General features: G+C 70.5%; 25 protein-coding genes. 11 read left to right on the top strand and 14 right to left on the bottom strand.

The window, feature by feature from the left end; all coding sequences use genetic code 11:
- Positions 1 to 470 precede the first annotated feature (470 nt).
- Both ppdK and dusB read right to left on the bottom strand, forming a co-directional pair.
- Positions 471 to 3,194, bottom strand: coding sequence for a pyruvate, phosphate dikinase (ppdK, locus tag ADK54_RS22850; protein WP_053727550.1), 2,724 nt, complete (start codon positions 3,192 to 3,194; stop codon positions 471 to 473).
- A 420-nt stretch (positions 3,195 to 3,614) separates the two neighbouring features.
- Positions 3,615 to 4,760, bottom strand: a complete 1,146-nt coding sequence (gene dusB, locus ADK54_RS22845; RefSeq protein WP_053727549.1) for a tRNA dihydrouridine synthase DusB — start codon at positions 4,758 to 4,760, stop codon at positions 3,615 to 3,617.
- A 123-nt stretch (positions 4,761 to 4,883) separates the two neighbouring features.
- Here dusB and ADK54_RS22840 point away from each other — a divergent pair, with 123 nt between their 5' ends.
- The gene (locus ADK54_RS22840) at positions 4,884 to 6,344 is read left to right on the top strand and encodes an MFS transporter (RefSeq protein ID WP_199827018.1); all 1,461 of its coding nucleotides are present in this window, start codon (positions 4,884 to 4,886) and stop codon (positions 6,342 to 6,344) included.
- On the opposite strand, the gene ADK54_RS22835 is transcribed toward ADK54_RS22840, so the two are convergent.
- Positions 6,317 to 7,192: a helix-turn-helix domain-containing protein gene (locus tag ADK54_RS22835; protein WP_053727547.1), complete on the bottom strand. Its 876-nt coding sequence runs from the start codon at positions 7,190 to 7,192 to the stop codon at positions 6,317 to 6,319. The genes ADK54_RS22840 and ADK54_RS22835 overlap by 28 nt on opposite strands.
- Before the next feature lie 111 nt (positions 7,193 to 7,303).
- On the opposite strand from ADK54_RS22835, the gene ADK54_RS22830 reads away from it, so the two are divergent.
- The gene (locus tag ADK54_RS22830) at positions 7,304 to 8,758 is read left to right on the top strand and encodes an MFS transporter (RefSeq protein WP_234392167.1); all 1,455 of its coding nucleotides are present in this window, start codon (positions 7,304 to 7,306) and stop codon (positions 8,756 to 8,758) included.
- A gap of 93 nt (positions 8,759 to 8,851) precedes the next feature.
- Here ADK54_RS22830 and ADK54_RS22825 read toward each other — a convergent pair whose 3' ends face one another.
- The gene (locus ADK54_RS22825; RefSeq protein WP_053727546.1) at positions 8,852 to 9,040 is read right to left on the bottom strand and encodes a DUF6243 family protein; all 189 of its coding nucleotides are present in this window, start codon (positions 9,038 to 9,040) and stop codon (positions 8,852 to 8,854) included.
- 176 nt (positions 9,041 to 9,216) lie between these two features.
- Here ADK54_RS22825 and ADK54_RS22820 point away from each other — a divergent pair, with 176 nt between their 5' ends.
- Positions 9,217 to 10,233 (top strand): aldo/keto reductase, encoded by a 1,017-nt coding sequence (locus tag ADK54_RS22820; protein WP_053727545.1) that lies wholly within the window; start codon positions 9,217 to 9,219, stop codon positions 10,231 to 10,233.
- A 100-nt stretch (positions 10,234 to 10,333) separates the two neighbouring features.
- Complete coding sequence (locus ADK54_RS22815) at positions 10,334 to 10,933, top strand: TetR/AcrR family transcriptional regulator (protein WP_053727544.1); 600 nt, start codon at positions 10,334 to 10,336, stop codon at positions 10,931 to 10,933.
- 16 nt (positions 10,934 to 10,949) lie between these two features.
- Here ADK54_RS22815 and ADK54_RS22810 read toward each other — a convergent pair whose 3' ends face one another.
- From ADK54_RS22810 to ADK54_RS22795, 4 genes are all read right to left on the bottom strand, one after another.
- Positions 10,950 to 11,162: a hypothetical protein gene (locus tag ADK54_RS22810; RefSeq protein ID WP_053727543.1), complete on the bottom strand. Its 213-nt coding sequence runs from the start codon at positions 11,160 to 11,162 to the stop codon at positions 10,950 to 10,952.
- Between the two features lie 127 nt (positions 11,163 to 11,289).
- A complete protein-coding gene (locus ADK54_RS22805; RefSeq protein WP_053727542.1) occupies positions 11,290 to 12,141 on the bottom strand; it encodes a DUF4097 family beta strand repeat-containing protein in 852 nt (283 codons plus the stop codon).
- Positions 12,138 to 12,794, bottom strand: coding sequence for a response regulator (locus tag ADK54_RS22800; RefSeq protein WP_199827017.1), 657 nt, complete (start codon positions 12,792 to 12,794; stop codon positions 12,138 to 12,140). Before ADK54_RS22800 ends, ADK54_RS22805 begins: the two co-directional genes overlap by 4 nt.
- Complete coding sequence (locus tag ADK54_RS22795) at positions 12,782 to 14,029, bottom strand: sensor histidine kinase (protein ID WP_053727587.1); 1,248 nt, start codon at positions 14,027 to 14,029, stop codon at positions 12,782 to 12,784. The genes ADK54_RS22800 and ADK54_RS22795 overlap by 13 nt, the downstream gene beginning before the upstream one ends.
- Positions 14,030 to 14,206: 177 nt before the next feature.
- Between ADK54_RS22795 and ADK54_RS22790 the strand changes: the two genes are divergently transcribed.
- A complete protein-coding gene (locus ADK54_RS22790; RefSeq protein WP_053727541.1) occupies positions 14,207 to 14,638 on the top strand; it encodes a hypothetical protein in 432 nt (143 codons plus the stop codon).
- Between the two features lie 165 nt (positions 14,639 to 14,803).
- Here ADK54_RS22790 and ADK54_RS22785 read toward each other — a convergent pair whose 3' ends face one another.
- Positions 14,804 to 16,186, bottom strand: coding sequence for a glycine--tRNA ligase (locus tag ADK54_RS22785; protein WP_053727540.1), 1,383 nt, complete (start codon positions 16,184 to 16,186; stop codon positions 14,804 to 14,806).
- A 178-nt stretch (positions 16,187 to 16,364) separates the two neighbouring features.
- Here ADK54_RS22785 and ADK54_RS22780 point away from each other — a divergent pair, with 178 nt between their 5' ends.
- Genes ADK54_RS22780 through ADK54_RS22765 form a run of 4 tightly spaced genes read left to right on the top strand, consistent with a single transcriptional unit; the run spans position 16,365 to position 19,550 of the window.
- Positions 16,365 to 17,354, top strand: coding sequence for a metal ABC transporter substrate-binding protein (locus ADK54_RS22780; RefSeq protein ID WP_053727539.1), 990 nt, complete (start codon positions 16,365 to 16,367; stop codon positions 17,352 to 17,354).
- A 32-nt stretch (positions 17,355 to 17,386) separates the two neighbouring features.
- Entirely contained in the window at positions 17,387 to 18,145 is a 759-nt protein-coding gene (locus ADK54_RS22775; protein WP_053727538.1) for a metal ABC transporter ATP-binding protein, read from the top strand.
- A gap of 5 nt (positions 18,146 to 18,150) precedes the next feature.
- Positions 18,151 to 19,053 (top strand): metal ABC transporter permease, encoded by a 903-nt coding sequence (locus tag ADK54_RS22770; RefSeq protein WP_053727586.1) that lies wholly within the window; start codon positions 18,151 to 18,153, stop codon positions 19,051 to 19,053.
- Positions 19,054 to 19,112: 59 nt separating this feature from the next.
- Positions 19,113 to 19,550 (top strand): Fur family transcriptional regulator, encoded by a 438-nt coding sequence (locus ADK54_RS22765; RefSeq protein ID WP_053727537.1) that lies wholly within the window; start codon positions 19,113 to 19,115, stop codon positions 19,548 to 19,550.
- A 299-nt stretch (positions 19,551 to 19,849) separates the two neighbouring features.
- Here the strand turns inward: ADK54_RS22765 and ADK54_RS22760 are convergent, their stop codons facing one another.
- Genes ADK54_RS22760 through recO form a run of 3 tightly spaced genes read right to left on the bottom strand, consistent with a single transcriptional unit; the run spans position 19,850 to position 22,198 of the window.
- The gene (locus ADK54_RS22760) at positions 19,850 to 20,566 is read right to left on the bottom strand and encodes a helix-turn-helix transcriptional regulator (RefSeq protein WP_053727585.1); all 717 of its coding nucleotides are present in this window, start codon (positions 20,564 to 20,566) and stop codon (positions 19,850 to 19,852) included.
- Between the two features lie 2 nt (positions 20,567 to 20,568).
- The gene (locus ADK54_RS22755) at positions 20,569 to 21,417 is read right to left on the bottom strand and encodes an isoprenyl transferase (RefSeq protein ID WP_053727536.1); all 849 of its coding nucleotides are present in this window, start codon (positions 21,415 to 21,417) and stop codon (positions 20,569 to 20,571) included.
- A 31-nt stretch (positions 21,418 to 21,448) separates the two neighbouring features.
- Positions 21,449 to 22,198: a DNA repair protein RecO gene (gene recO, locus ADK54_RS22750; protein WP_053727535.1), complete on the bottom strand. Its 750-nt coding sequence runs from the start codon at positions 22,196 to 22,198 to the stop codon at positions 21,449 to 21,451.
- Between the two features lie 759 nt (positions 22,199 to 22,957).
- Between recO and ADK54_RS46175 the strand changes: the two genes are divergently transcribed.
- Complete coding sequence (locus ADK54_RS46175) at positions 22,958 to 23,665, top strand: hypothetical protein (protein WP_053727534.1); 708 nt, start codon at positions 22,958 to 22,960, stop codon at positions 23,663 to 23,665.
- A 503-nt stretch (positions 23,666 to 24,168) separates the two neighbouring features.
- Here the strand turns inward: ADK54_RS46175 and ADK54_RS22740 are convergent.
- Positions 24,169 to 24,390, bottom strand: a complete 222-nt coding sequence (locus ADK54_RS22740) for a hypothetical protein (protein WP_053727533.1) — start codon at positions 24,388 to 24,390, stop codon at positions 24,169 to 24,171.
- Positions 24,391 to 24,933: 543 nt separating this feature from the next.
- On the opposite strand from ADK54_RS22740, the gene ADK54_RS22735 reads away from it, so the two are divergent.
- Positions 24,934 to 25,395: a hypothetical protein gene (locus tag ADK54_RS22735; RefSeq protein ID WP_053727532.1), complete on the top strand. Its 462-nt coding sequence runs from the start codon at positions 24,934 to 24,936 to the stop codon at positions 25,393 to 25,395.
- 7 nt (positions 25,396 to 25,402) lie between these two features.
- On the opposite strand, the gene ADK54_RS22730 is transcribed toward ADK54_RS22735, so the two are convergent.
- Positions 25,403 to 26,137, bottom strand: a complete 735-nt coding sequence (locus ADK54_RS22730; RefSeq protein WP_053727531.1) for a TerB family tellurite resistance protein — start codon at positions 26,135 to 26,137, stop codon at positions 25,403 to 25,405.
- Between the last annotated feature and the right edge of the window lie 139 nt (positions 26,138 to 26,276).

The raw sequence follows: 26,276 nt of genomic DNA, 5'->3' as shown, positions 1-26,276 counted from the left end.
CCTCCCGTCACTGCACGTGACCACGGGCCTTTCAGCCACAGTTGAAAGGCCTCGCGCAAGGGGCCCCGGGGACGAAAAGCTGTACCTCGTCGGGCACGACACCGGGCCAACCGGAAAGATTCTGCGAAGACCGTGGGGGGCTTCACAGGTTCTGGCGGCGGTGGGCGTAGGTGGCGGCTCCGTGCTCGGCGCGGTTGACAGAGTGCGGTTCACGGGTGGGGATCCGTGAACCGCACTCTGCATTTCCGGCCACCACCCCGTTAAATGTCCGCCATTCAACAGGAATTAAGCGCCCGCACACCCGGGACGTGTACCGCGAACGCGCCCGGCGAACGCTTACCGGGGCGGGGCGGGAAGAGCCAACGCAAAAGGGGCAGCACCCCCGCACAGGGTTGCTGCCCCTTCTTGGTGTTCCGGAGCCGCCGCCGGATCGGTGTTGAGGGTCGGGGACCCGGCGGCGGCTCCGGGGCTTATCGCGAGTCGCTGCCCTTGGACTCGGCTGCGGCGCGGCCCGCTTCGAGGCGCGCCACGGGGATGCGGAACGGCGAGCAGGACACGTAGTCCAGGCCCACCTCGTGGAAGAAGTGCACCGACTCGGGGTCGCCGCCGTGCTCGCCGCAGACGCCGAGCTTCAGGTCCGGGCGGGTGGCGCGGCCGGCTTCGACGGCGGAGCGCACGAGCGAGCCGACGCCGTCCTTGTCGATGGTCTCGAACGGAGAGACCCCGAAGATGCCCTTCTCCAGGTACGCGGTGAAGAAGCTGGCCTCGACGTCGTCGCGGGAGAAGCCCCAGACCGTCTGGGTGAGGTCGTTGGTGCCGAAGCTGAAGAACTGGGCGGCCTCGGCGATCTGACCGGCCGTCAGGGCGGCGCGGGGCAGCTCGATCATGGTGCCGATGGTCAGCTTGAGGTCGGTGCCGGTGGCGGCCTCGACCTCGGCGATGACGGCGTCGGCCTCCTCGCGGACGATCTCCAGCTCCTGGACGGTGCCGACCAGCGGGATCATGATCTCGGCGCGGGGGTCGCCCTTGGCGTTCTTGCGCTCGGCGGCCGCCTCGGCGATCGCCCGGACCTGCATGGCGAACAGACCGGGGATGACCAGGCCCAGGCGTACGCCGCGCAGACCCAGCATCGGGTTCTGCTCGTGCAGCTTGTGCACGGCCTGGAGCAGGCGCAGATCGTTCTCGTTGGCGTCCTTGCGGGACTCGGCGAGCGCGACGCGGACCGACAACTCCGTGATGTCGGGCAGGAACTCGTGCAGCGGCGGGTCCAACAGGCGGACGGTGACGGGGAGTCCGTCCATCGCCTCGAACAGCTCGACGAAGTCCTTCTTCTGGAGCGGCAGCAGGGCACTGAGTGCCGTCTCGCGCTCGTCGTCGGTGTCGGCGAGGATGAGCCGCTCGACCATCTCGCGCCGCTCGCCGAGGAACATGTGCTCGGTGCGGCACAGGCCGATGCCCTGGGCGCCGAAGCGGCGGGCCCGCAGGGCGTCCTCGGCGTTGTCGGCGTTGGCCCGTACGCGCAGCCGGCGTACCCGGTCCGCGTACGCCATGATCCGGTGCACGGCCTGGACGAGCTCGTCGGCGTCGTCGGCGCCCGCGTGCATGCGGCCCTCGAAGTACTCGACGACCGGGGACGGCACGACCGGGACCTCACCGAGGTAGACCTTGCCGGTGGAGCCGTCGATGGAGACGAGGTCGCCCTCTTCGATGACGGTGCCGGCCTGCGTCGTCATGCGGCGGCGCTTGGTGTCGACCTCCAGCTCCTCGGCGCCGCAGACACAGGTCTTGCCCATGCCGCGGGCGACGACGGCGGCGTGCGAGGTCTTGCCGCCGCGCGAGGTGAGGATGCCCTCGGAGGCGATCATGCCGTCGAGGTCGTCGGGGTTGGTCTCGCGGCGGATCAGGATGACCTTCTCGCCCGAGCGCGACCACTTGACGGCGGTGTACGAGTCGAAGACGGCCTTGCCGACGGCGGCGCCGGGCGAGGCGGCGATGCCCCGGCCGATGAGGTCGCTCTTGGCCCCGTCGTCGAAGCGGGGGAACATCAGCTGGGCGAGCTGGGCGCCGTTGACGCGCTGGAGCGCCTCGGCCTCGTCGATGAGGCCCTGGTCCACGAGCTGCGTGGCGATGCGGAAGGCGGCACCGGCGGTGCGCTTGCCGACCCGGGTCTGGAGCATCCAGAGCTGGCCGCGCTCGATGGTGAACTCGATGTCGCAGAGATCCTTGTAGTGGGTCTCCAGGGTCTCCATGATCTGCATGAGCTGGTCGTACGACGCCTTGTCGATCGACTCCAGATCGGCGAGCGGCACGGTGTTGCGGATGCCCGCGACGACGTCCTCGCCCTGGGCGTTCTGCAGGTAGTCGCCGTACACGCCCTGGTGGCCGGAGGCCGGGTCGCGGGTGAAGGCGACGCCGGTGCCCGAGTCGGGGCCGAGGTTGCCGAAGACCATGGAGCAGATGTTGACCGCGGTGCCCAGGTCGCCCGGGATGCGCTCCTGGCGGCGGTAGAGCTTGGCGCGGTCGGTGTTCCAGGATTCGAAGACCGAGCGGATCGCGAGGTCCATCTGCTCGCGCGGGTCCTGCGGGAAGTCGCGTCCGGCCTCGGCCTTGACGATCTTCTTGAAGTGCTTGACCAGCTTCTTCAGGTCGCCCGCGTCGAGGTCGGTGTCGACGGTGACCTTCTTGGCGGCCTTGGCGTCGTCGAGAACCTCCTCGAAGAGCTCGCCGTCCACGCCGAGCACGGTCTTGCCGAACATCTGGATCAGGCGGCGGTAGGAGTCCCACGCGAAGCGCTCGTCGCCGGACTGCTTGGCGAGGCCGGCCACCGACTCGTCGGAGAGTCCGATGTTGAGGACGGTGTCCATCATGCCGGGCATGGAGAACTTGGCGCCCGAGCGGACGGAGACGAGCAGCGGGTCGTCGGCCTGGCCGAGCTTCTTGCCCATCGTCTGCTGGAGGGCGTCGAGGTGCGCGCTGACCTCGTCGCGCAGCTCGGCCGGCTCGTCACCGCTGTCGAGGTAGACCTTGCACGCCTCGGTGGTGATGGTGAACCCGGGAGGGACCGGGAGACCGAGATTGGTCATCTCGGCGAGGTTCGCGCCCTTGCCTCCGAGGAGGTCCTTGAGGTCCCTGTTCCCCTCGGTGAAGTCGTAGACGAACTTCTGGGTGTGCTGGAGGTCTTTGTCTTCCGACACGGGTCTCGACTCCTCGAATCCGCGGTGGCTGCCCTGACGGCGAGGAACATACCCAGATCGAAGGCGTCTGGGTATGTCCACTTGCGCGTCACGGGGGCGTAACCACTCGTCCGCCACCAGATCGAAAGTGACTGGCGCGTAACGACCACCCGGGGCTTACGTTCAACACTTGAAGGGAGCGGGTCAAGGATCAGCCAATATCCGCTCACCTGAGCAGCCGTAGCGCCAAGTGAGTCCACTACTTGAATACAGAAGGGATGGCACTCAGTGCCACCCCTTTCAGAGATGCAGCCACCCGAAAAGCGCTCATCTGAGCGCAACCCCTATCAAGGGTGGCGAGAATCACGCGCTCAGTCGAGCGGGATTCCAGCCCTCGGACCACTCTTTGGACCGTTCCGCGCCGATCCGAACCGGCCCGGATCAGCCGCCGGAGGTGTCCAGCTCGGCCTCCATGCTGATGCCGGAGCAGTCGTACGGGTCCTTCAGCCAGCCGTCCGGCAGGACGACCCGGTTGTTTCCGGACGTTCTGCCGCGCGGGCCGTCGGCGCCGATCGGCCACGGCTGGTCCAGGTCCAGCTCGCTCAACTGAGCGCCCAGTTCGTCCAGGGACGAGGTGACGGCCAGGCTCTTGCGCATCTCCGAACCGACCGCGAACCCCTTGAGGTACCAGGCGACGTGCTTGCGGAAGTCGATCACACCGCGGGTCTCGTCGCCGATCCACTCGCCGAGCAGCGTCGCGTGCCGCAGCATCACCTCGGAGACCGTGCGCAGCGTGGGGCGCGCGAAGGAGTCCGTGCCCTCGAACGCGGCCACCAGGTCGCCGAAGAGCCAGGGCCGCCCCAGGCAGCCCCGGCCGACCACGACGCCGTCGCAGCCGGTCTCCTTGACCATGCGCAGGGCGTCCTCGGCCGACCAGATGTCGCCGTTGCCGAGCACCGGGATCTCGGGGACGTGCTCCTTGAGGCGGGCGATGGCGTCCCAGTCGGCGGTGCCGCCGTAGTGCTGGGCTGCGGTGCGGCCGTGCAGCGCTATCGCGGTGACGCCTTCCTCGACGGCGATCCGGCCGGCGTCGAGGAAGGTGATGTGGTCGTCGTCGATGCCCTTGCGCATCTTCATGGTGACCGGCAGGTCCCCGGCGTTGGAGACGGCCTCGTGCAGGATCGCGCGCAGCAGCGGCCGCTTGTAGGGCAGGGCCGAGCCGCCGCCCTTGCGGGTCACCTTGGGGACCGGGCAGCCGAAGTTGAGGTCGATGTGGTCGGCGAGGTTCTCGTCCACGATCATGCGGACGGCCTTGCCTACTGTGACCGGGTCCACTCCGTAGAGCTGGATCGAGCGCGGGGTCTCGGTCTCGTCGAAGTGGATGAGCTGCATGGTCTTCTCGTTGCGCTCGACCAGCGCCCGCGTCGTGATCATCTCGCTGACGAACAGGCCCTTGCCGCCGCTGAACTCGCGGCACAGGGTGCGGAACGGAGCGTTGGTGATGCCGGCCATGGGTGCGAGCACCACGGGCGGCTGCACGGTGTGCGGGCCGATGGAGAGCGTGGTCATCTGCTTATTGTCGCGCATCCCGGCCGTGCCCCTTCGGGGCTGTGGACAACGGGTGCGCGCAGACCGGTGTCACTGGTACCAGGACCGCCGCCACCTGGGCCCCGTCCATCCGGTTCATTAGTTAGGCGTACTATCGATGCCATGTCCGAGCCGAACCCCCGCCGACGGATGCTCATCCTGGCGATCTGCTGCATGAGCCTGCTGATCGTCAGCCTCGACAACACCGTCCTCAACGTCGCCCTCCCCTCCCTGCAGAAGGACTTCCACTCCGGCGTCTCCGGCCTGCAGTGGACGATCGACGCGTACACCCTCGTCCTCGCCTCGCTGCTGATGCTGGCGGGCTCCACCGCCGACCGCATCGGCCGCCGCAAGGTCTTCAAGGCGGGCCTGGTCCTGTTCACCATCGGCTCGGTGCTCTGCTCGCTGGCCCCCAACCTGGAATCCCTGGTGGCCTTCCGGATGGTGCAGGCGGTCGGCGGCTCGATGCTCAACCCCGTCGCGATGTCGATCATCACCAACACCTTCACCGACCCGCGCGAACGCGCCCGCGCCATAGGCGTGTGGGGCGGTGTCGTCGGCATCTCGATGGCCGCGGGCCCGATCATCGGCGGTGTGCTCGTCGAGTCGGTCGGCTGGCGCTCGATCTTCTGGCTCAACCTGCCCATCGGGCTGCTAGCCCTCTTCCTGACCTGGCGCTACGTCCCCGAGTCCCGCGCCCCCAAGCCGCGCCGCCCGGACCCCATCGGCCAGCTCCTGGTCATCGCGCTGCTCGGCTCCCTGACGTACGCGATCATCGAGGTGCCCAGCGCCGGGTGGGACTCGCCGCAGATCCTGGCCTTCGTCGCCATAGCCGTCGCCGCGCTCGCGGCCCTCCTGATGTACGAGCCCCGGCGCGCGGAACCCCTCATCGACCTGCGGTTCTTCCGCAGCGCCCCGTTCAGCGGCGCCACCGTCATCGCGATCTCGGCCTTCGCCGCGCTCGGCGGGTTCCTCTTCCTCAACACCCTGTACCTGCAGAACGCGCGTGGTCTGAGCGCGCTGAACGCCGGGCTCTACATGCTGCCCATGGCCGCGCTCACCTTCGTCTGCGCGCCCCTGTCGGGCCGCCTCGTCGGCAGCCGCGGGCCGCGCCTGTCCCTGCTGGTCGCCGGCGTCGCGATGGCCGCGAGCGGGCTGCTCTTCGCGCTCTTCGACGCCGAGCGGACCACGGCGCTCCTTTTCACCGGGTACGTCCTGTTCGGCCTCGGCTTCGGCATGGTGAACGCGCCCATCACCAACACCGCGGTCTCCGGAATGCCCCGCTCCCAGGCGGGCGTGGCCGCCGCGGTCGCCTCCACCAGCCGCCAGATCGGCCAGACCCTGGGCGTGGCCGTCATCGGCGCGGTGCTCGCGGGCGGCATGGCGGGCGTCGCCTCCGGTGCGTACGCCGACAGCTTCCCCGGGGCCGCCCGGCCCGCCTGGTGGATCATCACGGGCTGCGGTCTGAGCGTGCTGTGCGTGGGGCTCGCGACCAGCGGACGCTGGGCGCGCGAGTCGGCGCGGCGGACCGCGCGGTGCCTGGAGGCTCCGGCCGTTCAGGCCCCGGCGGACGCCAACGCCTGATCGGCGTCCGCCAACTCCTGGAGTCGCTCCAGGCGCCCGCGGGTTTCGTCGTCCGTCGGCACGTACATCACCACACGCGGGCCCGCCGAGGGCCCGAGCCACAGATTGGTGTGCTCGACGGACAGCAGGCCGACGTGGGCGTTGCGGAGGTACTTGGTCTTGCCGCCCTGGTTGACCACCTCGTGCCGGGCCCACACCTCGCGGAACTCCTGAGAGGCACCCGTGAGCCGGGCCAGCAGCGCCTTCCATGCCGGTTCGGCCAGGTGCTCGGCCATCGAGGCGCGGAACTTGGCCGCCATCACCCGGTTCATCTCGGCCACATCGACCACCGAGGCCCGCCAGTCGGGGTTGGTGAAGGCCAGCCACAGGCAGTTGCGCTCCTCGGGCGCCAGCGCGTCGAGATCGCAGAGCAGCCGCCCGTACGTGCTGTTGTACGCGAGGATGTCGTACCGGCTGTTCTGGATGCAGGCCGGGATCGGCCCCATCTGGTCGAGCATTGCGCGCAGCGCGGGCGTCACGTTCGGGCACGCCGCGTTCGGCGCCGGGTCGAGGGCGCCGGCCAGCGAGAACAGGTGGCTGCGCTCGCTGGGGTCGAGCAGCAGGGCGCGCGCGAGGGCGTCCAGGACCTGCGGGGAGACCTGGATGTCGCGGGCCTGCTCCAGCCAGGTGTACCAGGTGACACCGACAGCGGAGAGCTGCGCGACCTCCTCGCGGCGCAGCCCCGGAGTGCGGCGGCGCCGGCCGGGCGGCAGCCCCACCTGCTCGGGGGTGATGCGCTCGCGGCGGCTGCGCAGGAATTCGGCCAGCTCATGACGGCGGACATCGCTTGCCGGGGCCACAGTGCTCATGGCTTCAGGGTGCCGCACCCGCCGATGCTTGTCAGCCGGTTGCCAGGTAGTGCTTGTACCAGGATAAGGAGACTCTGGTACCAGGCTCAGCGGAAGAGGATCGTCTTCCCCGTGAGTGAAACAACGGTACGGACGACCTCCAACCCTTCCACCTCTTCCCTTACTGTCCCGGTCACCCAGCACGGGGCAGTCATCGGGCCGCTCGGGCTGTTCACGGTACTGCTCGGCGCGGCGCTCCCCCTGATCGACTTCTTCATCGTCAACGTCGCCCTGCCGTCCATGGACAGCGAACTCGCCGCGGGTCCGGCCCTGCTGGAACTCGTCGTCGCCGGATACGGCGTCGCCTACGCCGTCCTGCTCGTGCTCGGCGGCCGCCTCGGCGACATGGCCGGCCGGCGCCGGCTCTTCCTGATCGGCATGGCCGCCTTCGGCCTCACCTCGCTGGCCTGCGGCCTCGCGCCGAGCGCCTGGACGCTGGTCGGCGCCCGGGTGGCACAGGGTGCCGCGGCCGCGCTGATGATGCCGCAGGTCCTCGCCACCATCCAGGCCACCACCCAGGGCCCGCGCCGCGCCAAGGCGATGAGCCTGTACGGCGCGACCGCCGGCCTGTCCATGGTGGCCGGGCAGATCCTCGGCGGCGTCCTGGTCGCGGCCGACATCGCCGGGTCCGGCTGGCGCTCGGTGTTCCTGGTGAACGTGCCGGTCGCCGTCCTCGGCATCCTCCTCACGGCCCGTTCGGTGCCGGAGACCCGCTCGCACCGGCCGGCCACGATCGACGTGCCGGGCACGCTGCTCCTCGCGCTGTCCCTGATCTCGCTGCTGCTCCCGCTGACCGAGGGCCGGGCCGCGGGCTGGCCGCTGTGGACGTGGGTCTCGCTCGGTGTCTTCCCCTTCGCCGCCGTCGCGTTCTTCCTGGTGGAGCGGCGCGCGGACCGGCTCGGCCGGACGCCGCTGGTGCCGCCGAGCCTGCTCGAAACGACCTCGCTGCGGCGCGGCCTGGCGATGGTGGTGCCGTTCTCGATCGGCTTCAGCGGCTTCATGTTCGTGGTCGCCGTGGTGCTCCAGCAGGGACTGCGGATGGGCCCGGTCTCGGCCGGTCTCGCCCTGGTGCCGATGGCGCTCGCCTTCTTCGCCGCCTCGCTCGCCGGGCCCCGGCTCATCGGCCGCTTCGGCACCCGCGTGGTGACCGCGGGCGGAGTGATCCAGGCGGTCGGCATCACCGTGCTCGTACTGACCGTGCGGAACGGCTGGTCGGGCCTGAGCATCGTCGAACTCGCCCCGGGTGTGGCCGTCGCCGGCCTCGGCCAGGGCCTGCAACTCCCGGTCCTCATCCGCCTGATGCTCTCCGACATACCGGCCGACCGGGCCGGGGTGGGCAGCGGCGTGATGGTCACCACCCAGCAGTCCGCGATCGCCCTCGGCGTCGCCGTCCTGGGCAGCCTCTTCCTTGCCCTCGCGCCGTCGATGGGCATGCGCGACGCGCTCGTCGTCACGCTCCTCGTCCAGCTCGGCCTGATCGTGGTGACGACCCTGCTGAGCCTGCGGCTGCCGCGCACCATGCGGTGAGCGGGTGAGCCGCGACGGCGAAGGGCCCGGAACGTGTCACACGTTCCGGGCCCTTCGCCGTACGGATGTTCCGGATGCCCCGGACTCCTCGGATCAGCTCTCGCTCGACTCCGTCGTCGCGGGGTTGGCGCGCTCGCGCATCTTGCGCAGCAGCTCCTCCTTCTTGTCCACGGCCGCCTTCCGGTCGGCCGCGCTCCCTTGGACGGAGCCCTGGTCTCCGTTGCGGGACACCTTCTTCCGCTGTCCACCGACACCGAGCAGGTTGTTACGACTCTTAGCCATGAGGGCGACGGTACCTGGGTCCTGGGGGTGAGCTGTACCAGTTATTGGCGTGGGGGGCCGGGGCCCCGGGCACCGGATCACAGATGACGACCAACACATGACAGCTGACAGATATTGAAATCTGTCAGCTGTCATGTCATCGTGGACGCACACCCCCACCACCAAGGAGTCCCCTCATGCGAACCCGCACCCTCGGCACCAGCGGCCCCCGCACCTCCGCGCTCGGCCTCGGCTGCATGGGCATGTCGGCGCTGTACGGCGAAGCCGACCGGGGCGAGTCGATCGCCACCATCCATGCCGCGCTCGACGCCGGCGTCACGCTTCTCGACACCGGCGACTTCTACGCCATGGGCCACAACGAGATGCTGATCGGCGAGGCGCTGCGTTCCGCCCCCGCCGCGGCCCGCGAGCAGGCCCTGACCAGCGTGAAGTTCGGCGCGCTCCGCGACCCGGACGGCGCCTGGTTCGGGTACGACGGGCGGCCCGCCGCGGTCAAGACCTTCGCCGCCTACTCGCTGCAGCGCCTCGGCGTCGACCACATCGACATCTACCGGATCGCCCGGGTCGACGAGAACGTGCCGATCGAGGAGACCGTCGGCGCCATCGCCGAGCTGGTCCAGGCCGGGCACGTACGGCACATCGGGCTTTCCGAGGTCGGCGCGGCCACCCTGCGCCGGGCCGCCGCCGTGGCCCCGATCTCCGACCTCCAGATCGAGTACTCGCTGATCTCGCGCGGCATCGAGGACGAGATCCTGCCCACCGCGAGCGAGCTGGGCATCGGCGTCACCGCGTACGGGGTGCTCTCGCGCGGTCTGATCAGCGGGCACTTCTCGCGCGACCGGCAGCTGTCGGCGGGCGACTTCCGCGGCATGAGCCCGCGCTTCCAGGGCGAGAACCTCCAGCACAACCTGGACCTCGTCGAGGCGCTGCGGAAGATCGCCGAGCAGAAGGGCGTCTCGGTCGCGCAGACCGCCATCGCCTGGGTCCTCGCGCAGGGCCCGCAGCACGACGTGGACATCGTGCCGCTGGTCGGCGCCCGCCGCCGGGACCGGCTGACCGAGGCGCTCGGCGCGCTGGACGTGGACCTGACCGCCGCCGACCTCGCCGCGATCGAGGCGGCGATCCCGGTCGACGCGGCCGCGGGCGACCGCTACCCCCAGGCTCAGATGGCCCACCTGGACAGCGAGCACTGAGCCCGAGCCACACCCCTGCCCGTGCCCGTGACCTGTGGACAAGTCCGTGACCGGGGTTGTCCACAGGCCGGCCGGGCCGTTCCGAGCGGCAGGTAACGTCATGTCCATGAGTACGGAACCACTGACCGCCGAGCGCATCCTCGTCGCGACCGAGGAGGTGCTGCGCCGGTACGGCCCGGCGAAGGCGACGGTCGTCGATGTGGCGCGCCAGCTCGGGGTGAGCCACGGCAGTGTGTACCGCCATTTCCGCACGAAGGCCGCGTTGCGCGAGGCGGTCACCGAGCGGTGGCTGAACCGTTCGACGGACCTGTTGCGGGAGATCGCGGCCCGCCAGGACCTGGAGTCGGGCGTCGTGCTCCGGCTCTGGCTGAGCGAGCTGTTCCAGGCCAAGATGCACAAGGCGGGCGACGACCCGGAGCTGTTCCAGACGTACGAGGTGCTGCTCCGGGAGAACAGCAGCGTCGTGGAGGAGCACATCGCGGAGCTGGTGGGTCAGCTCACCACGATCATCCAATTCGGTCTGGAGCGGGGCGAGTTCACGATTCCGCACGAGTCGTCGGCGGTCTCGGCGCGGGCCGTCTTCGACGCGACGGGCCGCTTCCACGACCCGGTGTACGCGGCGGAGTGGTCGCGCCGGTCCATCGTGGACGATTTCGGGGCCGTGGTGGATCTGCTGTTGCAGGGGCTGAGGAAGCGCTGAGCGCTCCGCGCGCGGCTCAGCCCGCCGGGGCCGTCGGGTCGACGGTTGCCTGGTGGGCCGCGGTCAGGTGTTCCTCCGCCTTGAGCCAGGGCAGGAACTGGGCGCCCTTGCGCCAGCCACAGGTCTCACAGGTCAGCGAGCGCTGCACGCCGGCCCGCTCGACCCGTACGACGTGGCGTCTGCTGTGCTGGTCCCATCTGCTGACCGTGCTGGTCGTCGTGGACGGCATCGGTGGCTCCCTGAAATGCGCCGGTACGCGGCGAAGTTCGCTGCGGCGGGGCCAGTGTGCCCCACGGACAACATCAACAGCAGGATTCCCAGGGTGAATTGGGGGGGGCGGCACGAGGCTCCCCAAGTCAGAAGCCCGGGTAGCCGACCGTGGCCGATCCGGAGCCGCTGGAGACGTCCAGGACCCGGTCGGAGTTGTTGTCGATCAGCTCCTTCTGGATGCTGCGGCCGCCCGACCCCGTGCCTCCCTCGACCCGGTAGTGGGCACTCTCCGGCACGGTGACCGAGACGCTGCCCGATCCGGCGGAGGCCTTGACCCGCTGCGGCGCGGCGATGAATTCGGCGTCCACGGTGCCGGAGCCGGATTTCAAGTAGGCGTCGGACGAGGAGAGTTGGGACGCCTGGATTTCACCGGAGCCGACCTTGGCCCGGACCGCGCCCTTGAGCCCGTACAGCTTCATGCTGCCGGAGCCGCCCTGGAGGTCGACGGGGCCGGTCAGATTGCTGACCTTGATCGGGCCGGAGCCGCTCTTGACCTTGAGGCGGACACCTGCGGGGACGGTCAGCTTGAGGTCGACCTGGCAGTTCTGGACGAACTCGTCCACGAAGCCGACGCAGCGGGTGTGCACCTTGAGGGTGTCGCCGTCCCAGGTCCGCTCGACGACGGGCCGTTTCATCGACCAGGTGAGCTTGCCGCTCATCGTCACCTGCCCGGCGGCGCCGGTCGTGACGGAGATCTGGGCCGCCCCGGAGTCCACTTCGACGGCCGAGACGGCATGGGGGCGACCGTTGTCGGGGCTCGCGTACGCATCGGTCTTACTGATGGCGTCGGCCACGAGCGAGAAGGTGAACGGGGCCACGATGCCCAGGGCGCCGATGATCGCGACGATGATCCACGCGGTGCGGTGGCGGGGGCGCTCCCCCGCGGCCTCCGCCGCCTTCGGTGCCTTCGGTGCCTCGCGCTGCTCGGTGGCGCTCACGCCGGTCCGCCGTCCAGGAACCGCAGGACCGCGAGGACCCGGCGGTGGTCGCCGTCGGCGACGGGCAGGTCGAGCTTGGCGAAGATGTTGTTGATGTGCTTGGCCACCGCGCTTTCGCTGACGACGAGTTCGGCGGCGATGCCCGCGTTGGAGCGGCCTTCCGCCATGAGCGCGAGGACGTCGCGTTCGCGCGGGGTGAGCCGTTCCAGCGGGTCGGGCCCGCCGCCGCGGCGCAGCAGGAGCTGGGCGACGACCTGCGGGTCGAGCGCGGTGCCGCCGGCCGCGACGCGCTTGAGGGCGTCGACGAACTCCTCGACGTCGGCGACCCGTTGCTTGAGGAGGTAGCCGATGCCGCCGGTCTGGGTGGCGAGGAGGTCGGCGGCGTACCGCTCCTCGACGTACTGCGAGAGCAGCAACACGGCGGTGTCCGGCCACTGCTGACGGATCATCAGAGCGGCCCGTACGCCCTCGTCGGTGAAGCCGGGCGGCATCCGGACGTCGACGAGCGCCAGCTTGGGCCGGTGTTCCTCGACGGCCCGCAGCAGGCCCTCGGCGTCTCCGGTCTCGGCGGCGACCTCGAATCCGGCCATTTCCAGGACCTTGACGAGTCCTATCCGCAACAGCACCGAATCCTCGGCGATCACAGCCCGCACGGCAGCTCCACAGTGATGACGGTCGGGCCCCCGTGGGGGCTGTTGATCCTGATGGTTCCGTCGACCGACCCTACGCGCTTGCGCAGGCCAAGGAGGCCGGTGCCGCCCGCCGGGTCGGCGCCGCCCACGCCGTTGTCGCTGACGGTGATCGTCAGGAGCTGGGCGCGGCGGCGGACCAGGACGGAACAGCGGGTCGCCCGGGCGTGCTTGGCGACGTTGGCGAGGGTTTCGGAGACGACGAAGTAGGCGACGGCCTCGACCGTGGGCGAGGGGCGTTCGGCGAGGTCCACGGTGAGTTCGACGGGGAAGGGGGCGCGGGCGGCGATGCCGGAGATCGCGGCGTCCAGGCCGCGGTCTTCGAGGACGGCCGGATGCAGGCCCCGTACGAGACTGCTGAGTTCCTCGATGGCTTCCTTCGCCTCGCGGTGGGCCTCGTCGATGACGGCCCTCGCTTCGGGCGGCAGGTCGGTGAGGGTGGCGCGGGCGATGCCGAGGTTCATGGCGAGGGAGACGAGGCGCTGCTGGGCGCCGTCGTGCAGGTCGCGTTCGATGCGTCGCCGCTCCAGGTCGGCGGCGTCGAGGATGCCGGCCCGGCTCTCGGCGAGGTCCTCGACGCGGCGTTCCAGTTCCTTGGCCCGGTTGGGGCCGAGCAGGACGGTCGCCGCGCGGCTGTCGAGCGCGGCGACGAGGGCCGCGAACCAGGGCATGGCGATGAGCAGCAGGGCGCCGAGGACGGTGAAGGCGACATAGGCCTCGGTCCAGCCCGCGGGCCGGTCGTCGACGGGCAGCGCCCACACCCAGGCGTAGACGAAGGTGCAGGCGGCTCCCGTGGCCCAGCCGAGCACGACCAGGACGCCGCCGATCCCGGCGAGCGGGGAGACGAGCAGGTGGTAGCCGTACTGCCGCCAGGTCGATTCGGCGCGCAGCCGCGGGATGAGTCCGCCCCAGCGGTACCAGGGGCGGGCCCACTGGATCTTCGGGATGTCGAGGCCGGTCAGCGACCAGAAGCGGCTGCGCTGGAGCCGGGTGAGCAGCGGGCAGAGCAGCAGCACGAAGGCCAGCGTCTTGAAGAGGTGCTTGGGGTTGGAGAACGTGTACGCGAGGGCGAGCGCCGCGGGTACCGCGACCGGTACGGACGCGACCACGAGGGCGGTGTTGCGCCAAGCCCACGCCGACCACGGCGCGTGCGCGGCGGTCCAGTCGTACGCGCGCCGCAGCGGGCCGGGAGTTGCCATGGACACAGCGTAGTTGGGCTGGTCACGGGCCTGCCATCACGCTGCTGCCCGGTCGGGGGTGTAGCCAGCACCACCCCCGGTTCGGACAGCCGCGTTACTGACCGGAGCGGCCCCGGACGCGAGTCTTGTTGCTGTGCTCGGGCGGATGGACCGCCGGGCCGGAAGGAGCCCGCCGCCATGACGCTCGTCGCCCCGCAGATCCGTACGAGCCGTAAGCCCCGTACCGTCGTGGGCACTTCGGGAGTCCTGCGTCGCCGGCCGCGCCTGGCGACCGTCCTGACCGGGGCCGGGATAGCGCTGGTGCCGTGGATGGTGGTGCTCGCCAAGACGCTGCCGCAGACCACGGAGGTCTCCAACTGGTCGACGGCGTGGATCGGCCTGGACGCCCTGCTGGCGGCGGGCCTGACCGGCACGGGAGTCCTGCTGAAGCGACAGGACCCCCGAGCTTCCCAGCTCGCCGCGGCGACTGCGGCGCTCCTGGTGATGGACGCGTGGTTCGACGTGACGACGGCGGCCGCGGGCGACCTGCCGACCGCCCTGACCCTGGCGCTGGCGGCGGAACTGCCGATGGCGGTGGCGTGCGGGGTGGTGGCGCTGCGCAAGCCGTAGCTCCCGTACTGGGCACGGCAGAAGCCCCGGATTCCTGGCAAAGGAACCCGGGGCTTCGTCATGCCGCTGAGGGGCGCGGGGCTGTGACACATGCGGCTCCGCCGCGTGGGCGCGACCAGCCACGCACGGTCCGCAGCCGAAGCGCACCCCGAACCAGCGGAGCGCCTAGCAGCCCAGCAGCCTGCTGCCGAGGTACTGCTGGATCTGGTCCAGGGAGACCCGCTCCTGGGCCATGGTGTCCCGCTCGCGCACGGTGACCGCGTTGTCGTCGAGGGTGTCGAAGTCGACGGTCACGCAGAACGGGGTGCCGATCTCGTCCTGGCGACGGTAGCGGCGGCCGATGGCGCCCGCGTCGTCGAACTCGATGTTCCAGTTCTGCCGCAGGTCCGCCGCGAGGCCCTTGGCCTTCGGGGAGAGCTGCGGGTTGCGGGACAGCGGCAGGACGGCGACCTTGACCGGCGCCAGGCGCGGGTCGAGGCGCATCACGGCGCGCTTCTCCATGACGCCCTTGGCGTTGGGCGCCTCGTCCTCGCTGTACGCGTCGAGCAGGAACGCCAGCATCGCGCGGCCGACACCGGCCGCGGGCTCGATGACGTACGGCGTCCAGCGCTCGCCGGCCTCCTGGTCGAAGTAGGAGAGGTCGTGGCCGGAGGCCTTGGAGTGCGCGGTGAGGTCGTAGTCGGTGCGGTTGGCCACGCCTTCGAGCTCGCCCCACTCGCTGCCGCCGAAGCTGAAGCGGTACTCGATGTCGGCGGTGCGCTTGGAGTAGTGCGAGAGCTTCTCGGCGGGGTGCTCGAACCAGCGCATGTTCTCTTCACGCATGCCGAGGCCGGTGTACCAGTTCCAGCGCTGCTCCATCCAGTATTCCTGCCACTGCTCGTCCTCGCCGGGCTTGACGAAGAACTCCATCTCCATCTGCTCGAACTCGCGGGTGCGGAAGATGAAGTTGCCCGGCGTGATCTCGTTGCGGAAGGACTTGCCCATCTGCGCGATGCCGAAGGGCGGCTTCTTGCGGGAAGTCTGCTGGACCTGGCCGAAGTTGGTGAAGATGCCCTGGGCGGTCTCGGGGCGCAGGTAGGCGACCGAGCCGGTGTCCTGGGTCGGGCCGAGGTGGGTGGAGAGCAGGCCCGAGAAGCTCTTGGGCTCGGTGAAGGTGCCCTTGTTGCCGCAGTTGGGGCAGTTGAGGTCGGCGAGGCCGTTCGCGGGGGCCTTGCCGTGCTTCTCCTCGTAGGCCTCTTCGAGGTGGTCCGCGCGGAAGCGCTTGTGGCAGGAGGTGCACTCGGTGAGCGGGTCGGTGAAGGTCGCGACGTGACCGGAGGCCTCCCAGACCTCGGAGGCCAGGATCACCGACGAGTCGATGCCGACGACGTCCTCGCGCGAGGTGACCATGTAGCGCCACCACTGGCGCTTCAGGTTCTCCTTCAGCTCGACACCCAGCGGCCCGTAGTCCCAGGCGGCCTTCTGGCCTCCGTAGATCTCGCTGCACGGGTAGACGAAGCCACGGCGCTTGCTCAGGTTGACGATGGTGTCGATCTTGTCGGCGGCCACGGTGCTCTCTTCATTAACGACGACGACGAACGGGGGAACAGCGAATGCCCCAGATTAGCGGCGGCCGCACCCCCTCTATCAAATCGGTTACCGCGCGGGGCCCGCACACGGCCCCTCACGGAGAGCCGCCGGTCCCGATTATTGACAACCGTTTCCATCTTTGTTGAAAATGGATGTCATGAACGTACGACGCCTCATACCCACGGCCGCCCTGTCCTGCGCCGCCCTCCTCGGTCTCACGGCCCTCACCGCCTGCGGATCGGGCTCGGCCGCGGCGGACAAGAAGGGCGGCCGGCTTGACGTGGTGGCGTCGTTCTACCCGCTGCAGTTCCTGACCGAGCAGATAGGCGGCGACCACGTCTCGGTCTCCAGCCTGACGAAGCCGGGCGTGGAGCCGCACGACCTGGAGATCAGCGCCAAGCAGACCGCGAAGCTCAACGACGCCGACGCGGTCGTCTACCTCAAGGGCCTCCAGCCCGCCGTGGACGCGGCCGTCAAGCAGGCCGACCTCAAGACCAAGGTCGACGCCTCGACGCTCACCTCGATGGAGAAGCACGGCAACGAGGTGGGCGGACACGCCGCCGCGCACGACCACACCGCCGGCGAGGAGGACCACGCCGACCACGGCCACAGCCACTCCGAGAGCGGCGACGACCCGCACATCTGGCTGGACCCGGTGAAGTACGCCGAGGTCGCCAAGGGCGTCGGCGCGGCCCTGGCGAAGGCCGACCCGGCCCACGCGGCCGACTACCGGAAGAACACCGACACTCTGGTGGCGAAGCTCGGTGGCCTCGACAAGGAGTACGCGGCCGCACTGGGGAACACGAAGGCGAAGGTCTTCATCACCACCCACGCCGCCTTCGGCTACCTCGCCGAGCGCTACGGGCTGACCGAGGAGGCCATCAACGGCCTCGACCCGGACTCCGAGCCGAGCCCGGCCCGGATCAAGGACCTCCAGAAGATGGCGAAGGCCGACGGGGTCACGACCGTCTTCTACGAGACGCTGGTCAGCGACAAGACCGCCAAGACCCTGGCGTCGGACGCCTCGCTCAAGACTGATGTACTCGACCCTCTTGAGGGCATCACCGACAAGTCGAAGGGCACCGACTACTTCTCGGTGATGCGGTCCAACCTGACCGCCCTGACGACGGCGCTCGGCACCAAGTGACCATCCGTCCACCCGCTTTGGAGGCACCCGCCATGGAGCCCGTCATATCGCTCACCAAGGTGACGGCCGAGCTGGGCTCGCGCCCCGTCCTGCGCGGCATCGACCTGGCCGTGCACCGCGGCGAGGTCGTCGCGCTGCTCGGCGCGAACGGCTCGGGCAAGTCCACCGCGATCCGGACGATCATCGGGCAGGTGCCGCTCAGCGGCGGCTCGGTCGAGATCTTCGGCACCCCGCGCCGGCGCTTCCGTGCCTGGGGACGGGTCGGCTACGTACCGCAGCGCACGACCGCCGCGGGCGGGGTGCCCGCCACGATCCGCGAGGTCGTCTCCTCGGGCCGGCTGTCGCGCACCCGCTTCGGGATCCTGCGCAGGGCCGACCGCGAGGCCGTCGACCGGGCCATCAAGGCGGTGGGCCTCGCCGACCGGGCGAAGGACTCCGTGGACGCCCTCTCCGGCGGCCAGCACCAGCGCGTGCTCATAGCGCGGGCACTGGCGGCCGAGCCGGAACTCCTGATCATGGACGAGCCCATGGCGGGCGTCGACATGGAGAGCCAGGAGATCCTGGCAGCGACCCTGCGCGAACAGGTATCCGCAGGCGCCTCGGTCCTCCTCGTCCTGCACGAACTCGGGCCCCTTGAGCCGTTGATCGACCGGGCGGTGGTGCTGCGCGACGGGTGCGTCGTGCACGACGGCCCGCCGCCGAGGGCCGTCGGCCAGCACGCGCTGCCCGGCCACGACCACGTACATCCGCACACGGCCGCCGAGCCGGTACGCACGGGACTGCTGAGCTGACCATGATGGAACTCCTGAACTCCCCGTTCATGCAACGGGCGTTGATCGCCGCGGCACTCGTCGGGATCACCGCGCCCGCCGTCGGGATCTACCTGGTCCAGCGCCGCCAGGCGCTGATGGGCGACGGCATCGGCCACGTCGCGATGACCGGCGTCGGCCTCGGCTTCCTCCTCTCCACCTCACCGGTGTGGATGGCGACGCTCGTCTCGGTCCTCGGCGCGGTCACGATGGAACTGATCCGCTGGTACGGCAAGACGCGCGGCGACATCGCGCTCGCGATGCTGTTCTACGGCGGCATGGCGGGCGGCGTGCTCTTCATCAACCTCGCGCCGGGCGGCTCGACGGCCAACCTGAACTCCTACCTCTTCGGCTCGCTGTCGACGGTCTCGCAGTCGGACGTGTGGGCCATCGGCCTCCTGGCAGCGTTCGTCCTCGCCGTGACGGTCGGCCTGCGCCGCCAGCTCTTCGCGGTCAGCCAGGACGAGGAGTTCGCACGTGTGACGGGTCTGCCGGTGCGAGCCCTGAACCTCCTGACGGCGGTGACGGCGGCGGTCACGGTGACCGTGGCCATGCGCGTGGTGGGCCTGCTCCTGGTCTCCGCCCTGATGGTGGTGCCGGTCGCGGCCGCGCAACAGCTGTCCCGCAGCTTCGCCCTGACCTTCGCGATCGCGGTGGCGATCGGGGTGACGGTGACGCTGAGCGGAACGGTGGTCACGTACTACGAGGACGTACCGCCGGGCGCGGTGATCGTCCTGTTCACGATCGCGATCTTCATCGTCCTGACGGGTCTCGCGACGCCACTCGCCAAGCGGCGGGCCCGGGCCGCGGCGGCAGCCCCGGCCGAGGGCGAGTGCGGGCTCGACGTGCCCGCCCCGGCAAAGCCTCAGGCCGGCGAGGTCACGGCCTGAGCGGGAGCTGGCACAATGGCCCCAGGAGAGTTTGTACGGGTCAAGGCTTGGAGGCACCTGTGACGACAGCGCCACTCGGCGGGTCGAATACCGCCCCCGTACGAGGCCGGTCGACCCGGCAGCGTGCCGCGGTGGCGGCTGCCCTTGACGAGGTGGACGAGTTCCGCAGCGCACAGGAATTGCACGACATGCTCAAGCACCGGGGTGACTCGGTGGGCCTGACCACTGTCTACCGCACGCTGCAGTCCCTCGCGGACGCGGGCGAGGTGGACGTGCTGCGCACCAGCGACGGGGAGTCGGTGTACCGGCGCTGCTCCTCCGGGGACCACCACCATCACCTGGTGTGCCGGGTGTGCGGGAAGGCCGTGGAGGTGGAGGGGCCCGCGGTCGAGAAGTGGGCGGAGTCGATCGCGTCGGCGCACGGCTATGTGAACGTGGCCCACACGGTGGAAATCTTCGGCACGTGCGCGCAGTGCGCCAACCCGGGGAACTCATAGGGGGCCTCCCCCTTCACCCCCTCGGGGCGGTCCCCCTCGGGCTCCGCCCCGAGCCCCTTGGGCGCTGGCCGTTCGACCGCGGGCCGCGGGTGCGTGTTCGCGCAGTTCCCCGCGCCCCTAGCAGCATCGATCCTGGCCAGCACCGGCATCTTTAGCCCGTCCGGCGATTGAGGACGAGCGCCCTTCAGGCGCGAACGGGGTCTGGGGCGGAGCCCCAGGGTCCTTCACCCCCGGAGGCCACGCGGCGGAGCCGCAGAGTGTCACAGCGGGAAGGGGCGGGGTGGGGAAAGCCACAGCCGTTAGCCCTCCGCCGCCAGCGAGCTCAGCGACACCGGGCTTCCCACCCGCCCCGCGAGCCCCTCGTCCAGCATGGACAACGGCCGAGGCTCGCACCTCTCATCGAGAGGCTCCGCCGCCCGGATCCGGTCGAGACGGAACCCGCGGCCGGCCCCCCGAAGGCGGCACCAGGCCACCAGGTACCAACCCCCCTCCGCGCACAACAGCCCGCCCGGCTCGACCAGCCGGGACGACTCGCACCCCGCCGCATCCGCGTAGCGAATCCGCAGCAACTTCCGCTCCAGAACGCCGAGTTCGACCGTCCGCAGCACCCCCGCCGAGGTCCGGCCCGGCAGCACGTGGATGCGCGAGGCCAGATCGCGTACCGAGGACGCCGCATCCGCGGACAGCGCCGCCGCCAGCTTGCGCATGGCGCCCCGCGCGCCCGAGGAGAACGGCGTCGAGGACTCCGCCCCGGCCAGCGCCGCGGCCACCGCGAGGGCCTCCTCGCTGGTGAGGTTGACCGGCGGCAGGGTCATCCCGGGGTCGATGAACCAGCCGCCGCGCCGTCCCGCCTCGCAGCGCACCGGCACCCCCGACTCCATCAGCGCCTGGAGGTCGCGCTGCACGGTGCGGCCCGACACCTCGAAGCGCGTCGCGAGCCAGCCGACCGTGCGCGGCCGGGGCGCGATCGCGCGGAGCTCTTCGACCAGGGCGTACAGCCGTTCCGTACGGTTCACCGTCACTGCCGGGGCAGGTCGCCGCTCTTGTCGAGCGCGGCCAGCGCCTCGTTGGGGATGGCGCCGCCGAAGCGGCGGTCGCGGGAGGCGAACTCCAGGCAGGCCCGCCACAGGTCGCGCCGGTCGAAGTCGGGCCACAGCACGTCCTGGAAGACCATCTCGGCGTAACTGGACTGCCAGATCAGGTAGTTGGAGGTGCGCTGCTCGCCGCTGGGCCGCAGGAACAGGTCGACGTCCGGCATGTCGGGGTAGTACAGGTACTTGGCGAAGGTCTTCTCGTTCACCTTCGACGGGTCGAGCTTCCCGGCGGCGACGTCGCGCGCGATGGCCTGCGCGGCATCGGCGACCTCCGCCCGGCCGCCGTAATTGACGCAGAAGTACAGCGTCATGGCGTCGTTGTCGACGGTCTGCTCCTGGGCTACCTGGAGCTCCTGGACGACGGACTTCCACATCTTGGGCATGCGGCCGACCCAGCGGATGCGGATGCCGAGCTCGTTCATCTCGTCGCGGCGGCGCCGGATGACGTCGCGGTTGAAGTTCATCAGGAAGCGGACCTCTTCGGGCGAGCGCTTCCAGTTCTCGGTCGAGAAGGCGTACAGGGAGAGGTTCTTGACGCCCATCTCCAGGCAGCCCTTGAGCACGTCGAGGACGACTCCCTCGCCGACCTTGTGGCCCTCGGTGCGGGGCAGGCCGCGCTCCTTGGCCCAGCGGCCGTTGCCGTCCATGACGCAGGCGACGTGGTTGGGCACCAGCTCGGCCGGGATCTTCGGCGGCACCGCGCCCGACGGGTGCGGCTCGGGGGTCTTGTAGTCGCGCCGCGACCGCCCGCCCAGGATTCCGCGTACTGCCATGTGGAGCTCTCTCCCTAGATGCTCTGGATGCTCAGTTCTTCTCTACGTACCGCAGGGAGCGCAGGCCGCGCTCCAAGTGCCAGTGCAGATAGGCCGATACGAGCCCGCTGCCCTCCCGCACATGCCTCGGCTCACTAGCGTCCGCCGTCTCCCAGTCCCCCGTGAGCAGCGCGCTGAGCAGTCCGATGGCCTCCGCAGAGGGTACGACGCTGCCGGGTACGCGGCAGTCACCGCATATGACGCCGCCGCCCGCGACGGAGAAGAACCGGTTGGGGCCGTGGATGCCGCATTTCGCGCAATCCTCGAAACTCGGGGCGTATCCGTTGACGGCGAGCGAGCGCAGCAGGAAGGCGTCCAGGATGAGGTGCGGGGCGTGCTCGCCGCGGGCGAGCGTGCGCAGCCCGCCGACCAGGAGCAGGTACTGCTGCACGGCCGGCTCGCCCTCGTTGTCGGTGAACCGTTCCGCCGTCTCCAGCATGGCGGTGCCCGCGGTGTACCGGGCGTAGTCGGTGACGATGCCGCCACCATACGGAGCGATGGTCTCGCTCTGGGTGCACAGCGGGAGCCCGCGGCCGACGAGTTCGCTGCCGCGCGCGAAGAACTGCACGTCGACGTGGCTGAACGGTTCGAGCCGCGCCCCGAACTTGGACTTGGTCCGCCGCACCCCGCGGGCGACGGCCCGCACCCGGCCGTGATTGCGGGTGAGCAGCGTGATGATGCGGTCGGCTTCCCCGAGCTTCTGGGTGCGCAGCACGATCCCGTCGTCGCGGAAGAGACTCATCGCGAGCCCCCACGGGTGTCCGGCCGGGGGTCCGGGGGTTGCCCCCCGGGAGACAACAGCATGATGCGGTCGGCTTCACCCAGCTTCTGGGTACGCAGCACGATGCCGTCATCACGGAACAGACTCATGCGGCCATTGTCCTGCACGGGGCGAGCGGTGCGGCGCGAGGCCCTGGATCTGGGCGAATTCCCCACCCCGCCCCTTCCCGAGACCCTCCGGGAGGTTTCGTCCAGCTGCGCCCCGGTGGCCGCTGGGCTCCGCCCAGACCCCGATCGCGCCTTAAGTGCGCTCGTCCTCAAACTCCCCCAAGGCCTTAAGGGCCAGGGGGACCCCCATGACAGGCTGGGAATGCCGGTACCCGGCGCTGCCAGGGGCGCGGGGAACTGCGCGAGCAACCACGCACGGTCCGCAGGCGAAGAGGCGGAGGGGCGGCCGGGTCGCACCAGGGGAGCCCGCACCGATCCTGCAAGGGGCGCGAGGAACCACGCGACCGGCCACGAACGGGTCCGCAGGTGAAAGGGTGGGGGGCGCCGCCGAACGGGCCGAGGTCGTCTGCGCCGGAAGCGCCGCCCCCGTCGGGGCGACGTGGCGCGGATCACCCCGGGGGCCTCTCCCCTTGCCCCTCAAGCGGTCCGGGCGCGCCGGGCGCCCGTGTGCGGTCCGATTCACGGCGTTTACATAGGGGGATGCGGCACCATTGCGCCAGCAGGGCCCTCTTCTCCTGTGACCGAACCCTTCGCCTCACCTGGACGGACCGGAATGCCGCTGCCCACCACCGGTCGCCGTGCCCGCACGGCGGTCTGCGCGTTCGCCGTGCTGGCGCTTGCGGGGTGCTCGGCGGGCGAGGGGGTGCGGGACGACGGGCCGGCTCCCTCGCCCTCCGGTTCGGTGACCGCCTCCCCGCTGTGGCCCGACCACACCGCCACCGTCGTGCCCGCCAAGCCGGGCCAGGGTTTCCACGCGCGCGGGCCCGTGCCGGGGGTCACCGTGCCGGACGGGGATCTCTCGCGGGTCGACGGGGTGCGCCTCCTGGCCGCCGATCCGGCGACCGACCGCGCGGTGCAGAGCGGTCTCAAGGGGTGCCCGGACGGCTCCTCGTGCCGGCTGCGGCCGCCCGCGTACGCCGATCTCACCGGTGACGGAAAGCGTGAACTCGTGCTCGCCTACGACGACTTGGGCCGCACCATCCTCTGGGTCTACACGGCGGTCGGCGAGCAGGCCCATGCCGTTCTGGAGTACGCCGGGCGGCCCGGCACGAGCGCCGCGACGCTGGGCACCGATCTCGTCGTCACGGAGCCCGCGGGCGGCCGCAACCGCGAGTCCGACACCACTCTGCGCTGGAACGGCACCGAGCTCGCCCCGCTCCCGGCCGCCTCGGACCCCGCCAAGGGCGCCACCAAGACCCGGCCCTCCGAGGACTCCCTGATCAAGCCGGCCGACGGCACCGACGGGCCCGGGCAGGGCTGAACCCGCGCAGGGCTCACGCGCCCGGCACCACCAGCCCCGACTCCTCCGTCGCGGTGGTAGACGAGCACCAGACTGGTGATCTCGCCGCCGGGCAGCTTGTCCTGGAGCTTGGCCACCTGTGTCGAGTCGGCGCCGGCAGGTAGTCGGCGGTCTGGTCGCGCTGTACGTCCCCGAGCTTCCCCGCGAACGATCCGGCGACGGCGGGCACGATCACCCACAGCGCGAGCACGCCCCAGGGAACTGCCCGCCGCCTCAAGGCAGTTGATCCCCCGGTCGGCGCCGGCGCCGACCTCGTTGGTGCTGACCTCGTCGACCCCATGGCGGGTCCCCCTCCGGCTGGACTCCGGAAGGCCCTCGCGGCCTGCCCGGCTGTTTCCAGCGTCGGGCTCGCGGCGGCCCCTTTCGTCCCGCCCGCGACCGAGATCATCCGTACTTCCCCGGGCGTCCCGGCCGCCCGTGTTGCTCCCCAGGGAGTAGCGCGCCGCCTGCCCGGGGAGTGCGGCTCACGGCACTTCGCCCCGGCTGCGCGCGTTCGCGTACGCCGTCGCGGCCCTGAGCCGCTCCGTGGTGGTCGCGGCCCGCACGGCCTCCGGCAGGCAGTCCCACTCGCGCCCGCCGCCGAACGGCCGCAGTTGGAGGTAGGGCCCCTGCCGCCCCATCACCTGGCCCAGTCTTCCGCTCCCGGTGTCGACGACGTACGAACCCACGGGCGGGACTGCGGTCATGGGTTTCCCTCCGACAGTACGGAACTGGGTCCACGGGCAGTATCGGGTGCCGGGCGGCGCCGGCCGCTCCATGATCCCAGTTTTTCGTTCGGGTACCACATTGGATCGAGCAGGAGCAATGGCCGCGTAATTCAGGACCGGGCGCGCGCATCCTGCAATTCACCCGCGACCGATTCCGCAGCCGCGATTTCTGCTCCTACGAAGGTGTGCCGCAGGGGGTTGGAGCAGGCCGGAGCCGGGAAGGGGCGGCGGACGGGCACCCGTCCCGCTCTCCATATATCGGGTGACCGCCCCCGCTATTTCGAACAGCCAATTCGCAAGCGGCAGTTGGACGTTTCCGCTCCGGATCGACCGCACGGCTCATAAAGAGAGGTTTCTTCGAGCGAATGTTCAAGGCCTTCCGGATGCCCAACAATGCATTGCGGTACGGGGGTTAACGCGCTGCCGCGTGCCCCCGCGGGCGGTGTCCGGGCGCCCGATGGCATGATCTACGGTCTCCTGCGGGACCAGTACCGATCAGCACAGCAACGGGGACGTACGCACATGCGGAAGACAGCCACCCTCGCCATCACCCTGCTCGCGGCGGCCGCGCTGCTCACCGGGTGCGGGAGCGAGAAGAAGGACGACGGCACGGCCAAGGCGGGCGACGCCAAGCCCAGCGCCTCGGCGGGCGGCAACGCGAAAGGCTCGGCGCCGGACCGCGAGGGCGTGCCGCACCAGGTCGTCTTCGAGGTGGGCGGCACGGGCAAGTCTCAGGTGATGTGGGTCGGCAACACCAACCACTTCGAGCAGGTGACGCTGCCCTGGACGAAGACCGAGTCGGTGACGCTGGAGGACGCCGAGCTGGAGGTCGGCCACACGGTGTCGGTGGTGCCGGGCTCCGTCAAGCGCGCGGACGGGATGCTTCAGGCCGCCCCTTGCACCATCAAGGTCGACGGCAAGCAGGTCGCGGACAACCAGAACGGCAAGTCGGACAAGCTCTGCGAGTACAAGCTCAAGAACTAGCCGGGCCTCAGGAGGGCGTGCGGGCGGCCGCGAGCAGCCGGGCGGTGTCGTCCGCGCAGAGCGAGAGCGCGCCGCCGACCGTGCTGAGCACCTCGCGTTCGGCCGGGCTGTACGGGCCGTCCGCGAGCGCGATCCGGGCCCCCTGGAGCAGGATGGACTCGCGGCCGGCGGGGGCGAGGTGCGGGGCCAGCGGTTCGAGGGCCTCGTGGAGCTCGATCGCGAGGGCCGCACCGCAGGGGTCGGTGTCGCCGACCGGGTCGGCCAGGAACCGGCCGGTGTCCGCCGCCAGGGCCTCGATGAGGGCGACGAGCTGGTCCTCGGTGCAGTCGTCGAACCCGGCCGCCCGGACGGTGGCGACGGCGGTCGTGGTGACCGTACGGGACGAGGTGCCGCCCGCCGCGAGGACGGCGAGGGCGACGGTGTGCACGGCGTCGCGGAGCATCGCGGAGAAGCGGGTCGTGGTGGGGTGGTCCAGGGTTTCCGTCCCGAAGTGGCCCTGGCAGGCGGCGCATTCGACCACCGGGCCCGCGGTGCCGCGGGTGACGAGCGGGATGCCGAGGACGGTGAGGCGTCTGCGGCCGGTGCGGCGCTGGTAGTTCCGGTCGCCGCCGCAGTCGGGGCAGAAGAACTCGCCGTCGCCGACGGTGTGCCACAGGGTGCGGACGGACCAGAGGCGGGGCCGGAGGCGGGAACCGGGCGTCCCGGTCGGGTTCGTGCCGTTCTGTCCCCGTGCTGGCCGCACCGCGCACCTCCGTAACGCTCCGGCAACGTTGCCGCGTTGACGTGATGTTAGCCACATCCGTGATGTGGCGTCAGCACCCCGGAAGGAGGAGAGGTCGGCGGATGGCGAAATCCCGTCGTCGGGGCGGCGGGGGCCGGGC

Source organism: Streptomyces sp. WM6378, from assembly GCF_001279695.1.
Classification (GTDB): domain Bacteria; phylum Actinomycetota; class Actinomycetes; order Streptomycetales; family Streptomycetaceae; genus Streptomyces.
This window is presented reverse-complemented; position numbering and strand designations above follow the sequence as displayed.

Bases quoted from the DNA above. Each gene is read 5' to 3' on its own strand.
- recO (WP_053727535.1), bottom strand. From the start codon at position 22,198: ATGAGTCTCTTCCGCGACGACGGGATCGTGCTGCGCACCCAGAAGCTC.
- ADK54_RS22820 (WP_053727545.1), top strand. From the start codon at position 9,217: ATGCGAACCCGCACCCTCGGCACCAGCGGCCCCCGCACCTCCGCGCTC.
- dusB (WP_053727549.1), bottom strand. From the start codon at position 4,760: ATGCGCGACAATAAGCAGATGACCACGCTCTCCATCGGCCCGCACACC.
- ADK54_RS22775 (WP_053727538.1), top strand. From the start codon at position 17,387: ATGGAGCCCGTCATATCGCTCACCAAGGTGACGGCCGAGCTGGGCTCG.
- ADK54_RS22825 (WP_053727546.1), bottom strand. From the start codon at position 9,040: ATGGCTAAGAGTCGTAACAACCTGCTCGGTGTCGGTGGACAGCGGAAG.
- ADK54_RS22795 (WP_053727587.1), bottom strand. From the start codon at position 14,029: ATGGCAACTCCCGGCCCGCTGCGGCGCGCGTACGACTGGACCGCCGCG.
- ADK54_RS22770 (WP_053727586.1), top strand. From the start codon at position 18,151: ATGGAACTCCTGAACTCCCCGTTCATGCAACGGGCGTTGATCGCCGCG.
- ADK54_RS22835 (WP_053727547.1), bottom strand. From the start codon at position 7,192: ATGAGCACTGTGGCCCCGGCAAGCGATGTCCGCCGTCATGAGCTGGCC.
- ADK54_RS22755 (WP_053727536.1), bottom strand. From the start codon at position 21,417: ATGGCAGTACGCGGAATCCTGGGCGGGCGGTCGCGGCGCGACTACAAG.
- ADK54_RS22735 (WP_053727532.1), top strand. From the start codon at position 24,934: ATGCGGAAGACAGCCACCCTCGCCATCACCCTGCTCGCGGCGGCCGCG.
- ADK54_RS22740 (WP_053727533.1), bottom strand. From the start codon at position 24,390: ATGACCGCAGTCCCGCCCGTGGGTTCGTACGTCGTCGACACCGGGAGC.
- ADK54_RS22790 (WP_053727541.1), top strand. From the start codon at position 14,207: ATGACGCTCGTCGCCCCGCAGATCCGTACGAGCCGTAAGCCCCGTACC.
- ADK54_RS22780 (WP_053727539.1), top strand. From the start codon at position 16,365: ATGAACGTACGACGCCTCATACCCACGGCCGCCCTGTCCTGCGCCGCC.
- ADK54_RS22840 (WP_199827018.1), top strand. From the start codon at position 4,884: ATGTCCGAGCCGAACCCCCGCCGACGGATGCTCATCCTGGCGATCTGC.
- ADK54_RS22810 (WP_053727543.1), bottom strand. From the start codon at position 11,162: ATGCCGTCCACGACGACCAGCACGGTCAGCAGATGGGACCAGCACAGC.
- ADK54_RS46175 (WP_053727534.1), top strand. From the start codon at position 22,958: ATGCCGCTGCCCACCACCGGTCGCCGTGCCCGCACGGCGGTCTGCGCG.
- ADK54_RS22815 (WP_053727544.1), top strand. From the start codon at position 10,334: ATGTCCATGAGTACGGAACCACTGACCGCCGAGCGCATCCTCGTCGCG.